At 66.4% G+C, this 12014-nt stretch carries 9 protein-coding genes; 2 read left to right on the forward strand and 7 right to left on the reverse strand.

Going from position 1 to position 12014, the window contains the following annotated elements:
* Position 1: 1 nt before the first annotated feature.
* From G3A50_RS21295 to G3A50_RS21305, 3 genes are read right to left on the reverse strand one after another with little or no spacing between them, the layout of a single operon-like run.
* Positions 2 to 1729 (reverse strand): adenylate/guanylate cyclase domain-containing protein, encoded by a 1728-nt coding sequence (locus G3A50_RS21295; RefSeq protein WP_163077099.1) that lies wholly within the window; start codon positions 1727 to 1729, stop codon positions 2 to 4.
* A 15-nt stretch (positions 1730 to 1744) separates the two neighbouring features.
* Positions 1745 to 2254 (reverse strand): cyclic nucleotide-binding domain-containing protein, encoded by a 510-nt coding sequence (locus G3A50_RS21300; RefSeq protein WP_163077100.1) that lies wholly within the window; start codon positions 2252 to 2254, stop codon positions 1745 to 1747.
* On the reverse strand, positions 2251 to 5022 hold the full coding sequence (locus tag G3A50_RS21305; RefSeq protein ID WP_163077101.1) for an ABC transporter ATP-binding protein/permease: 2772 nt from the start codon (positions 5020 to 5022) through the stop codon (positions 2251 to 2253). Before G3A50_RS21305 ends, G3A50_RS21300 begins: the two co-directional genes overlap by 4 nt.
* A 124-nt stretch (positions 5023 to 5146) precedes the next feature.
* On the opposite strand from G3A50_RS21305, the gene G3A50_RS21310 reads away from it, so the two are divergent.
* Complete coding sequence (locus G3A50_RS21310) at positions 5147 to 6118, forward strand: polysaccharide lyase family 20 protein (protein ID WP_163077102.1); 972 nt, start codon at positions 5147 to 5149, stop codon at positions 6116 to 6118.
* A 27-nt stretch (positions 6119 to 6145) separates the two neighbouring features.
* Here G3A50_RS21310 and G3A50_RS21315 read toward each other — a convergent pair whose 3' ends face one another.
* The 3 genes from G3A50_RS21315 to G3A50_RS21325 form a co-directional block, all read right to left on the reverse strand.
* On the reverse strand, positions 6146 to 7489 hold the full coding sequence (locus G3A50_RS21315; RefSeq protein ID WP_163077103.1) for a nucleotide sugar dehydrogenase: 1344 nt from the start codon (positions 7487 to 7489) through the stop codon (positions 6146 to 6148).
* Between the two features lie 94 nt (positions 7490 to 7583).
* Positions 7584 to 8372 (reverse strand): ethanolamine ammonia-lyase subunit EutC, encoded by a 789-nt coding sequence (gene eutC, locus G3A50_RS21320; protein ID WP_163077104.1) that lies wholly within the window; start codon positions 8370 to 8372, stop codon positions 7584 to 7586.
* 10 nt (positions 8373 to 8382) lie between these two features.
* Positions 8383 to 9771, reverse strand: coding sequence for an ethanolamine ammonia-lyase subunit EutB (locus G3A50_RS21325; RefSeq protein ID WP_163077976.1), 1389 nt, complete (start codon positions 9769 to 9771; stop codon positions 8383 to 8385).
* A 176-nt stretch (positions 9772 to 9947) separates the two neighbouring features.
* On the opposite strand from G3A50_RS21325, the gene G3A50_RS21330 reads away from it, so the two are divergent.
* A complete protein-coding gene (locus G3A50_RS21330; protein WP_163077105.1) occupies positions 9948 to 10694 on the forward strand; it encodes an alpha/beta fold hydrolase in 747 nt (248 codons plus the stop codon).
* Here the strand turns inward: G3A50_RS21330 and G3A50_RS21335 are convergent.
* Positions 10691 to 11989: a sensor domain-containing phosphodiesterase gene (locus G3A50_RS21335; protein WP_163077106.1), complete on the reverse strand. Its 1299-nt coding sequence runs from the start codon at positions 11987 to 11989 to the stop codon at positions 10691 to 10693. The genes G3A50_RS21330 and G3A50_RS21335 overlap by 4 nt on opposite strands.
* Between the last annotated feature and the right edge of the window lie 25 nt (positions 11990 to 12014).

The raw sequence follows: 12014 nt of genomic DNA on the forward strand, positions 1-12014 counted from the left end.
CCTAGGCCCCCGCCAGCTTCAGCGTCCCGAGCACAGGACTGGACGATGTCACCTGCTCCAGCCGCCCCGCATCGGGGATGGCATAGGCCTGGATGCTGGTATGGCCGCCATCGAGCATCACTTCGCGCAGCACCATGCCAGAGAAATTGAAGCCGGACGCGTCCGCCGTTTCCTTGGAGACCATGCAGTCGGCGATGAAGTCCTTCGAGGCGCTCTCCAGCGCGGCGGCAACGCTGAGCGTGTCGCCGATGGCACGTATCTCCTGCTGGTGGATGCCGTCGCCGATGCGCGCCAGCACCACGCGGCCGGTGTGGATGCCAATGCCGGCACGTATCGGAATTGGCAGCACGCCGCGCATCTCCGCATTGAGCATTTCAAGCACGCGCCCCATGTCCTGCGCCGCACGCAGTGCCGAGCGGGCATTGACCGCGCGATGCTCGGACTGGTCGAAAACCGCCGTCAGTCCGTCCCCATACATCACGTCGATCCGCCCGTCATGGCTTTCCACCGCCTGGCACATCTCGTTCGAGAACCGGTTCACCAATACCGCGATCTCATACGGCAGCCGGTTCTGCGTCAGCGTCGCGAAGGCGCGCAGGTCCAGCACCAGCACCGCGGCATCGCGCTCCATCGCCCATTCCAGCGCCTCCGCGTCCTGATCGGAGGTGACGTGGCGGCCGAGCACGGGCATCAGCACCCGCACGCTGATGTCGCTCGACGGGCGGACCTGGCAGGCGAGCCGCACGCTCGGCGGCGCCGCGATGCTGTTGAGGATCGCGCTTTCGGCGCCGAAGGGCTCGGCGACGTTGCCCTCCCCGGCCAGGATCTGCACCCGGCATGTGGCACAGCGCCCCCGTCCCCGGCAGGACGAGGGATGGGGAATGTGGTGGGTGCGGCTGGCTTCCAGCACCGAGGTGCCGGCCGGCACCTCCACGGGGCCATATCCGCGATAGGTGATGGTGATGGTCGAGCCGACCCGGCGACGCAGGTAGAGCAGCCCCATCAGGCCGACAAAGGCCACGGCAAAGCCCGCGACACCCGAGCGCACGACCATGCCGACTTCTTCGACGCCGGCCGCCTGCTCCTGCGTGCGCGGCTCGAAGGTCAGCTTCGACGCCTCGCGTCCCGCGGAGACGAAGCCGGCGAAGGCGAGGCAGGGGATGAGGACGGCGAGGATGTAGCCGGGAATGCGCCAGTGCCTGTACCAGGGCTGATAGCGCAGCGCGTGATGCAGCCCGATGACCCCATGGCTCCACGCCACCACGATGAGCATGGTCTGCGAGAACACGACCGCCGGCCACATCAGGAACAGCACCGAGCCGTAGCTGATGTCGGCGCCGAACATCGACCCCGCGACCCGCGTCTGCAGGACGTGGCCCACCGCGAGCAGCGGAATGGTGAGGCCGGAAACGATCTGCCACATCTCGTCGGGCGGCATCCGCCAGGTCCGCCGCAAGGCGATGCGGTAGCCCGACAGGAACATGTGAACCACGACCGCGGCGTAGAACAGGACGCTGCCCGGCCAGGACTGCCAGATCAGCCAGCGCCACTGCTGGACATACTGCATGGCCTCGATGCCGAAGATGCCCACCGCATGGTTCAGCAGATGGGTCAGGACGAAGGCGAACAGCAGGAAACCCGACCATTGCCGCGCGAGGCAGCCCCAGGGGTAGTCACGTCCCGTTCTGAGCGAAGCGTGCTTCTGGTCGTCCTGCGTCGTCGACGTCATGGCCATGCGATCATGTCAGTGCGCGCCGGAAGGTACGGCCAGGGAAATGCCGGCATCCGCGATGGCCGAGCCCTTCGGCAGCTTCTCGACGAGCTGGGCGCAGATATTGTTGAGATCCATGATCTGCCGGCCCAGCTCACGCATCACGGCGTGATTGAAGGGGGGAGACTCCTTCAACAGCTGCAGAAACGCCTCGCGGTCGATCCTCAGCGCCACGACCGAGGTCTCGGCGGTGATCGTCACCATGCGATTCTGGTCGCACAGCACGCCCGCTTCGCCCAGCAGGGCGCCGCGCACATGCTGGGCGAAGCCGATCTCACCCGACTTCGTGCGCAGCGACACATTGTACTGGCCCTCCAGCACGATGTAGACGGCGTCCGACACCGCGCCCTGCTCATAGATGACTTCGTCGGGATGGAACACGACCCGATCGCTGATCATGGCCAGGAGCTTCAGCTTGCCGCTCTCGACCTCATGAAACATCCGGAATTTCTGAAGCGACCGGACTTCGTCCTCAATGGTCATTTCATCGCCTCCTGGTCCTGGTGGCTACGGTCGGTTTCGGTGGAAGGCGGTTCTGCCTGAATCGAGGGTGCATGTGGTGATTCCACCATGTCCGCCGTCGCTTCGGTGGTGCGGGGCGTGTGCTCGCCACTGACCAGTTTAGCTCCCTCGAATCTCAGAACCTGATCGAACATCGACACATCATCCTCGGCCGACTGCGTGATGATGACCGTCTTTCCAGCCTGGGCCTCCAGTATATTCTCCATGATCATATGCGCCTCCGACGCCCCAAAGCTAGAGAGGGCGTCGTCGAGAATGAGAATATCAGGGTGCCGCAACATGGCGCGCGCCAATTGGATGGTCGCGCGCTGCTGGACGGAAAGCAGGCGGCCGCCCGGCCCGGCCTCCTGGTCGAGGCCCTTGGAGACGATGAACGCCTCCAGCCCGAGCTCGGTCATCACCGCCGCCGCCGCCGCGACCAGCCGCTCGCGGGCATGGGCCTTGCCGTAGCGGATGCGGCCGAACAGCAGGTTGTCGCGGATCGAGGCGCCCGGCATCAGACGCTTGGGATCATAGAACTCGATTTCGCCGACATCCTGCGCCGGCAGGAACTGCCGGAAGCTGCGCCGCGCGCGCAGCACGCGCTCAACCAGCCGGTCATCCATCAGATTCAGGCGGTGGCGCGGCTCGATATACATCAGCGCGTAGCCGATGAGCTTGTCGCGCACGTCCGGCGGAAGCTGGCGGCGCTGGCCGCGTTGCCAGGCGGATTCGACCTTCGGCCAGATCTCGCCCAGCTCGGAATCGTCGATGAACGAATAGCGCTCGCGCAGCGGATTGTTGGCCGCCAGGCCCTGGAACGCTTCCGCCACGGTTTCCACCATCTTCAGGCCGATCTCGGTCAGCGGCCCGGACAGCGCCTCCGCCGAGATGATGGAGCGCACGAAGGGGTCCTGCGCCAGATTCTCGGGCGTGAAGCGGTGCCCGACCGACACGCCGAACAGCAAGTTCTCGCCAATGGTGGCGTTGGTGTTGAAGCGCCTGGGCTGGAACGCCTCGACATAGTCGACGATGCCAAGCTCGGCGAAACGAGCCAGAATGGCGCTGCGGGCATCCACCATCCGCGCGGCGATGTCCTCGGGCACATCCGAGCCGAGCCGGCTCTGCATGCCGACGCGGTACACCTCGTCATAGCCGCGCACCACGCGCAGCGCGGTGATGATGGCGGCGTTGAGATGCTCGGGGCCTTCCAGGTCGAGCGCGCCATAGTCGACCCAGTCGGTATCCGGCGAGACGATCGGGTTGTCGGTCATCAGCGCCTCGTCGCGCCAGTAGCGCTCGAAGGCGTTCTTCGGTTCCTCCGGCGCCGGCGCCGCGCGCCGCAGCGCGAGCACGAGATTGTCGCGAATGGTGCCCGACATGATGTAGGGCTCGCCGGTCAGATACAGCAGCACCGCGCTCGCGGCACGGTCCGACATGGCCGCGAGTTCCTGTCCGCCCAGGGTGATGCTGCCCTGATAGTCCGTGATCTGGCGCCCCAGCACCTTCGGCAGGATGTCGCGGCCGCTGCCGGCCGAACCGACCACGGCCACACGCCCCGGCCGGGTGATGGCCGTGGACATGCGGTCGATCTGCACCAGACCGCGCCCGTTGACGACGCGCACGCCCACCATCGTGAACGGCGCATCGGCCGGGATCGGCTCGGGCTCGCTTTCGGGTTCCTCGCTGAGCAGGAAGTCCTTGGCGAAGGCCCCGACCACCTGCTCGTATTTCACGGTCACGTCGGCGCGCTGCTGGTCCCAGTCGATCAGCTCCTTGATCGGGCCGGGCAAGTCGCGATAGGCGGCGATGACGGCGACGAGCTGGCCGATGTCCAGCCGCCCCTGCAGGGCGAGATAGCCGCCCACCGTGTAGAAGATGAAGGGGGTGAGCTGCGCCAGCAGGTTGTTGAGGTACTTCACCGCGAATTTGCGGCGGTAGAGCCGCAGGCGGATGTCGAACAGCGTGCCCAGCCGCTTGCCGATCTCGGACGCGCTGTAGCGCGTGACGCCATAGGCATGCAGCGCCGGCGCCGCCTCGATCATCTCGCCGATGCGTCCGGCGAGCACGCGCGATTCCAGCTGGCGCATCCGGCCGAGACGGATCTGCTCGCGCCGCAGATGCGGAATGACGATGCCCTGCACGAGGATGAGCAGCAGCGCCAACGTGCCCAGCCACATGTTCTGCGCCAGGATGAACGCCATGGCGGTGATCGCCTGGGTGCCGAGGAAGGCCGGCGTGATGAACGCCTCGCCGAAGAAGCCACCGATGGGCTCCACCTCGTCCTTGATCATGCTGGTGACTTCGGCGGGCTTGGTGGTGCGCACATCCTCCGGACGGAAGCGCATCACCATCGAGAACAGCTCGAAGCGCAGACGGCGCAGCATGCGCTCGCCGAGAATGCCCTTGCGGATGTTGATGACGTATTTGAACCAGCCGTTGATCAGCGTGAGCACGAGGAACAGCATGCTCAGCGCCAGCAGGTACGGCAGCTGGGCGAACATCCATCCGTCGGAGATCTGGAAGCTGTAACCGCCCAGGAAACTCGGCAGTGAAAAGGTGAAGTCGAACAGCAGGGCCTTGTCCTGGCCATGGGCGAACACGCTGCCCTGGATGGCCTCGTTGACGATGCGCTTGGGCACGTCGAGAGACCACCAGTAGAACGGCAGCGAGCCGACCACGAAGCAGAGAACAATGATCTGTTCGCGCCGGCTGTGCTGCCAGACGTAATGGAAGAAGTTGACGTACAAGGCCTTTACGCCTCTTGAAAGCGGAAGCTAGGATCGGTGGACACAGATAGGCACGGACTCACTCACGCGCATGCCGGATCACCATTTAATGACGATACTAGCATGATTAGCGAGACTTAGCCGTATGCTGGAACGGTTCCGATCGCCCCTCGCCGGCGTGTTTCTGTCTGCGTTCACGCTCTCCGGCCTGCTGTCGGCACCCGTCGGCGCGCAACCGGCCGATGGCCGCGACATGGTGCTGTTCGACGGCTTCGAGGGCACCACCTTCGCGCCGGGCGGCGGGCTCTACTACAAGAACAACCACGAACAGGGCGCGGGCTCCTACAGCTTCGAAACCGAGGTCGTGCGTTCCGGCAAGCAGGCGATCGACCTTTCGGTGCGTCCGCAGTGCAAGAAGGTCAACGGCCTGTGCAGCGAGCGCGCCGAGGTGTGGGAGAAACCCGAAGTGCTCGTGCTCTATGGCGAGCCTGTCTGGTACGCCTTCTCGATGCAGATGGCGCAGCCCATTCCAACCGAACGCCATCGCTATGTGATGGCGCAGTGGAAGCGCGAGATCGAGCCGGGCGCCGATGGCGACTACAGCCCGCTGCTGGCGCTGCGCATGATCGACGGCCGGGTCGCGGTGACGGTCGATACCGACATGGCGACCTACAAGGCCACCGGCTGCCAGCCCGGCGACGCGCCCGCTTCGCCACCCGACGAATATTCCCAGTTCCGCTCGCTCATAGCCCTGGCGCCGGGACATGAGGATGCCGTGGCCGCCGGCTTTCCCGGCTGCACCAGCGACCAGCGGGTGACGCGGCGCGGCGGCGAGATTCCCGCGCTCGATTCGGGCTGGATCGATTTCGTGTTCCAGGTGAAACCCGGCCCGAACGGCGATGGACGGATCGACGTGCTCGCCAATGGCGCCTGGGTCGCGACCGTGGAAGGCGCGATCGGCCACGAGGGCGACGGCCTTGGCGACCACATGTACTTCAAGTTCGGCCCCTACCGGGCCGGCCAGACGGGGGAGTGGCGGATCTATTACGACAATTTCCGCCGCGGGCCGCACTGCACCGACGTCGCCCCGGAAGCGGTGTGCGCGCAGGTGAAGTGAGTGCCCCTCGGTCGAGCGCGTCGAGGCTCACGCCTTGAGCAGGCGCTCCACCGGCAGGCCCAGGCGGGTGAAGACGTTGCGGGTGTCGACCACCACCCGCGCATGGGCGGCGACAAGGGCGTAGTCGACCTCGTCATGGTCGGTGGCGACAAGCACCGCATCGAAGCCGGCGACCGCCTCGGGGGTGAGAGCGATCGAGCGCTTGCCGTTCAGGCGCTGGTGGCGCCGGGTGGAGGGCAGCGCGGCGACGAAGGGGTCATGGAATTCGCACAGCCCGCCGCGCTCGTCGATCAGCTCCATCAGCTTCAGCGCCGGGCTCTCGCGCACATCGTCGACGTTCTTTTTGTAGGCGACGCCGAGCACGAGGATGCGCGCGCCCGACAGCCCTCGCCCACCCAGTGTGTCCAGCGCCTCCGCGAGGCGATCGACGACGTGATAGGGCATGCGGGTGTTGATCTGGCCCGCCAGTTCGATGAAGCGGGTCTCGATGTCGAACTCCCGCGCCTTCCAGGTGAGGTAGAACGGATCGATCGGGATGCAGTGCCCGCCAAGGCCGGGGCCGGGATAGAACGGCATGAAGCCGAACGGCTTGGTGCCGGCGGCCTCGATCACCTCCCAGATGTCGATGCCCATGGCGCCGTAGACGGTCTTCAGCTCGTTCACCAGCGCGATATTGACCGAGCGGAAGATGTTCTCGGTGAGCTTCACCGCCTCGGCGACCTGGGTGGAGGACACCGGCACGACCCGCGACACCAGCGGGGCGTAGAGCGCCTGCGCCAACGCACCGGCCACTTCGCCATCGCCGCCGACGACCTTCGGGATGGTCGCGGTGGAGTAGCTGGCATTGCCGGGATCCTCGCGCTCCGGCGAAAAGGCGAGGAAGACGTCGCGCCCCGCCTTGAGACCGGTTTCCTCAAGGATCGGCTTCACCACTTCCACCGTGGTGCCGGGCCAGGTGGTGGATTCCAGCACCACGATCTGGCCCGGCCGCAGGGTGCGGGCGATGGCGCGGGCGGTGTCGATGACAAAGGACAGGTCCGGCTCGCGCTGGCGGGTGAGCGGGGTCGGCACGCAGACGATGAGCGCGTCGCACGCGCCGAGCCGCGCGAAATCCTGCGTGACGTCGAAGCGCGAAGTGGCCAGCGCCGCCTCCATGCGCGCGCCCGGAATGTACTTGATGACCTGCCGGCCGGCGGCGATTTCGGCGACCCGCTTCGGATTGATGTCGAAGCCGATCACCGGGAACCCGGCCTCAACCGCCACCAGCGCCAGCGGAAGGCCGACATAGCCGAGGCCGATGACACCGATCACCGCTTCCTTCGCCGCGATGCGCGCTTCGAGGACGGCGGCGGGGCTGGCTTCAATGTTCATCGGGGAACTCGGTTCGGGGAACGCAGTCATTGCGGGGCTGGTCTAGCCTCGCCGTCGTCGCGGCACAATCGCTGCCAGCACCGGCCTTGCGCGATCACCCGATGCGGGGCGGCGGGGGATGACCGGCGACCAGCAGCAGGTCGCTTTCATCCTTGAGGGTGACGCCGGTGAGGCGGCGGGCCAGCGCCTCTTTCAGCAGCCATACCAGCTTGAAGGCGGCGGCATCGAAGGAGAGCCCATCGCCGCGCACGTTCGAGATGCAGTTGCGCTCCGCATCCGAGCGCCCGACCTTCGGCGCGAAGGTCAGGTAGAGGCCGAGACTGTCCGGCGAGGAAAGGCCCGGCCGCTCGCCGATAAGCACCACGACCGCTTTCGCCCCAAGCAGTTCGCCAACCTCATCGCCAAGCGCGACACGCGCCTGGGAGGCAATGACCACCGGCCCGAGGCGCCAGCCCTCCCCGGCGATGCGCGCCTTGAGGGCGGACAGAAAGCCATGCGCCTGCGCATGGATGGCGGTGGAAGACAGGCCGTCGGCGACGACGATGACCAGATCGGGCGCGGTATCCCTGAACGGCGCGAGAGCGGCACGGCCCGCCTCGGACAGTTTGCGACCGAGATCGGGGCGGCGCAGATAGGCATCGCGCGCAGGAGCGGCAGAGGTCACCTGCACCGCCTCAAGGCCAAGCTCAGTGATCTCACCGGCGATTTTTTCCGAATCGAACGGTGTGTGCACCGCGTCGCGGGCCTGGGCATGGGCCAAGGCGAAGCGCAGCACCTCGCGCGTGGGCAGGCCTGCCCCGGCGCGGCCGAGCGCGATGCGGGCGGGTGTGGCGCCGGCGAGCTTGAGCCAGGCATCCTCGATGACGTAGGCGTCCTTGGTCATCCGCGCGTCCTCACGCGGCGAGGTGCGGCGCGAACGCCAGCAACGGGCTGGAACCGCCCTGCGGCCGCAGCCGCCCGTCCGGCCCGGTGATGCCCATGGATTGCAGCCATTGCTCGAACTCCGGCGCGCGCTTGAGGCCCAGCACGTCGCGCAGGTAGAGCTGGTCGTGGAACGAGGTGGACTGGTAGTTCAGCATCACGTCGTCGGAGCCGGGAATGCCCATGATGTAGGTCACGCCCGCCGCGCCGAGCAGGGTCATCAGCGTGTCCATGTCGTCCTGGTCAGCCTCGGCGTGGTTGGTGTAGCAGACGTCGCAGCCCAGCGGCACGCCCATCAGCTTGCCGCAGAAATGGTCTTCCAGCCCGGCGCGGATGATCTGCTTGCCATCATACAGATATTCCGGCCCGATGAAGCCGACGACCGTGTTGACCAGCAACGGCTTGAAGGGGCGGCACACCGCATAGGCGCGCGCTTCCAGCGTCTGCTGGTCGACCCCGTGATGAGCGTTGGCGGAGAGCGCGGAGCCCTGCCCGGTCTCGAAATACATCACATTGTCGCCGAGCGTGCCGCGCTTGAGCGACAGCGCCGCCTCATAGCCTTCCTGAAGCGTCGCCAGCGAGATGCCGAAGGAGGTGTTGGCGCCCTCAGTGCCGGCAACGGACTGGAAGACGAGGTCGACCGGGACGCCGCGATTGATCACCTCGGTGGAGGTGGTGACATGGGTCAGCACGCACGACTGGGTGGGGATCTCGAAGCGCTGGATGACATCGTCGACCAGCTTGAGGAGATCGCTCAGCACCGGCAGGCTGTCGGACGCCGGATTGATGCCGATCACAGCATCGCCGCAGCCATACAGCAGGCCATCGAGAATCGAGGCGGTGATGCCGGCGCGGTCGTCGGTGGGGTGATTGGGCTGAAGCCGCACCGCCATGGTGCCCGGCAGGCCGATGGTGTTGCGGAACCTGGTGACCACCCGGCATTTGCGGGCGACCGCGATCAGGTCCTGATTGCGCATCAGCTTCGACACCGCCGCCGCCATTTCCGGGGTGATGCCCGGCGCCAGCGCGGCGAGAGACTGGGCGTTGGCGGCATCGGACAGCAGGAAATCGCGAAAGTCGCCGACCATCATGTGCGAGACCGGCGCGAAGGCGGCGGCATCATGGGTGTCGAGGATCAGGCGCGTGACCTCGTCGCTCTCATAGGGCACCAGCGCCTCGGTCAGGAAGGTCGCGAGCGGCACCTCGGCGAGGCACATCCGGGCGGCGACGTTTTCCTCGGCCGAACTCGCCGCCACGCCCGCCAGCATGTCGCCCGAGCGGATCGGAGTCGCCTTGGCCATCAGTTCCTTCAGGTCGCGGAAGACATAGGACTGCGAACCGACGAGATGACGATAAACCATGGACATGCCTCGCGCGCGCCGTGACCGATCCGGCGCCATGGTCAGAATCTAACCTGCCCTACCGGAGCACGAAAGGGCCGCGTGCGCAGACCGGCTTTGTCATGGCGCAATGCATGCCACGCTGGACGGCCCGCGCCCGGACCGCTAGGACGCGCTCAAACAGGGAGACACGCGCCATGGCCACCTTCATCCTCATCCACGGCTCCTGGCACTGGGGCGGCTGCTTCCAGAAGGTGGCGAACATTCTGGGCGCCGCCGGCCATTGCGTGATCGCCCCCGATCTCGCCAGCCACGGCTTCGACACCACGCCGACCGCCGCCGTCACCGACATCGCGATCTATGCCGCCCCGGCGCGCGAGGCGCTGGAGGCGATCGAGGGCAAGGCGATCCTGGTCGGCCACTCCGTGGGCGGGGCGACCTGCACCTGGCTCGGCGAGGAGATGCCCGAGCGCATCGCCGCGCTGGTGTACCTGACCGGCTTCATGGCGCCGAACGGCAAGAGCGCCCGCGACTTCGTGATGACGCCGACCTATCTGAAGGATCCCGCGATCGTCGAGACGCAGGGAATGCTGCGGCTGGGCAAGGACGGGCTGGGGCTGGACCTGACCAAGCGCGACCTGATCGCGCGCTCGCTTTATTCCGACTGCACCGCCCATGACATCGACCGGGCGCTGGCCAATCTCGTGCGCGTCACACCGCATGCGCCGTTCGCGACGGTGTCGGCGATCACGCCGAAGCGCTTCGGCAAGTTGAACCGGCACTATATCGAGTGCCTGAAGGACCACGGCCTGCCGCTGCCGGTGCAGCGCGAGATGCAGGCGGCGGTGCCGGGCGCGCAGGTGCACCAGCTCGACACCGGGCATTCCCCGTTCCTCAGCGCACCGGAAGCGTTGACGGAGATCCTGCTCGATATCGCCGGCTAGTTGGGCGAAGACGCGTTGGCGGGGGCGGCTGGAAGCTCTCCCTGAACCTGCCCGGCAAGACCGAACGGCGCCTCGGTGATGTCGAAGAAGCCGCGGGCCTGGTCAAACGGCATCGGCCTGCCCAGCAGGTAACCCTGCGCCTTCTCGACGCCGATGGCGCGCAGCGTCATCAGTTCAGCCTCGGTTTCCACGCCCTCGGCAATGATCCGGCTGCCGGTCTCGCGCGAGAACGACACCAGCGCGGAGGCCAGCGCCTTGCGGGCGGGGTCGCTGTCGATGTCGCGCGTCAGGGACATGTCGAGCTTGATGAGGTCGGGCTGTAGCTGAAGGATGTGCTGCAGGCAGGAATAGCCGGCGCCCGCGTCGTCGACCGCGAGCTTGAAACCACGGGCACGAAAGGCGCTGAGCGAGGTGATGATCTTCTGATAGTCCTCGATCAGCGCGTGCTCAGTGATCTCGATGACGACCTGCCGGGGCGGTGCATCGGCCAGCAGCTTGTCGAGCCGCCCGCTCAGCACCGCCTCCGGCGAGACATTGATGGTGAGATACATGTCGGACGGCAGTTCCGGCAGCACGGAGAGAGACCGCCGGATGGCGAGGATTTCCAGGTTCACGCCCATGCCAAGGTCGGCGGCCTCGCTGAACCACTTGTCCGGCGAGCGGTAGGGTTTCTGCGGAAAGCGCGAGAGGCACTCGAATCCCACCGGGCGCGCCTGACCAAGCCGCCACAGCGGCTGATAGTGGATCTGGATGTTACCGGAATCGAGGATGTCCTGAACGGCATCGACCCGCTCGCGCAGCTTGGCCGCCTCTTGCTGCTCCTCCGAGATTTCAAGGGCCGCCACATCGGCAAACACCTTGAGAACCTGAAGGTCGCGGTCGTGCAGGCTGTCGTCGGGCTTGGTGCCCAGGCAGCAGAACATGCCGTAGATCGACCCGTCCGGCAGGATGATCGGCACGCTGACATGCTTGCCGATGGGCAGGGCCCGCGTGATGGGAATCGCCAGCGCCACCGGCTCGCGCGACGTGTTCGGGATCAGGTTCGGTAGACGGCCTTCAAGAATGTGCCGGCAGTAGATGTCGTCGAGCCGCATGGTGTCGCCCGGCTTCAGCATGTGCTCGTAGCCGGGCGCGTTCACGCGGCGAAAGATCGCCGTGTCGCCGGAGAACTCGGACACATAGGCGATGTCCATATCAAGATGCCGGCGAATCGCGTCCAGCGAACGGGTAATCGAATCCCTGCCCGCGACGCCGCCTCGCTCCGCTGCCACAACCTTCGACAAAGCAACTTGCATGGTATCGATCCACCGGGGCCATTCC

The organism is Ancylobacter pratisalsi, from assembly GCF_010669125.1.
Classification (GTDB): domain Bacteria; phylum Pseudomonadota; class Alphaproteobacteria; order Rhizobiales; family Xanthobacteraceae; genus Ancylobacter; species Ancylobacter pratisalsi.

Excerpts from the sequence above, each read along its gene's own strand:
- G3A50_RS21295 (WP_163077099.1), bottom strand. The coding sequence starts at position 1,729 with ATGACGTCGACGACGCAGGACGACCAGAAGCACGCTTCGCTCAGAACG.
- G3A50_RS21300 (WP_163077100.1), bottom strand. The coding sequence starts at position 2,254 with ATGACCATTGAGGACGAAGTCCGGTCGCTTCAGAAATTCCGGATGTTT.
- G3A50_RS21310 (WP_163077102.1), top strand. The coding sequence starts at position 5,147 with ATGCTGGAACGGTTCCGATCGCCCCTCGCCGGCGTGTTTCTGTCTGCG.
- G3A50_RS21315 (WP_163077103.1), bottom strand. The coding sequence starts at position 7,489 with ATGAACATTGAAGCCAGCCCCGCCGCCGTCCTCGAAGCGCGCATCGCG.
- eutC (WP_163077104.1), bottom strand. The coding sequence starts at position 8,372 with ATGACCAAGGACGCCTACGTCATCGAGGATGCCTGGCTCAAGCTCGCC.
- G3A50_RS21325 (WP_163077976.1), bottom strand. The coding sequence starts at position 9,771 with ATGGTTTATCGTCATCTCGTCGGTTCGCAGTCCTATGTCTTCCGCGAC.
- G3A50_RS21330 (WP_163077105.1), top strand. The coding sequence starts at position 9,948 with ATGGCCACCTTCATCCTCATCCACGGCTCCTGGCACTGGGGCGGCTGC.
- G3A50_RS21335 (WP_163077106.1), bottom strand. The coding sequence starts at position 11,989 with ATGCAAGTTGCTTTGTCGAAGGTTGTGGCAGCGGAGCGAGGCGGCGTC.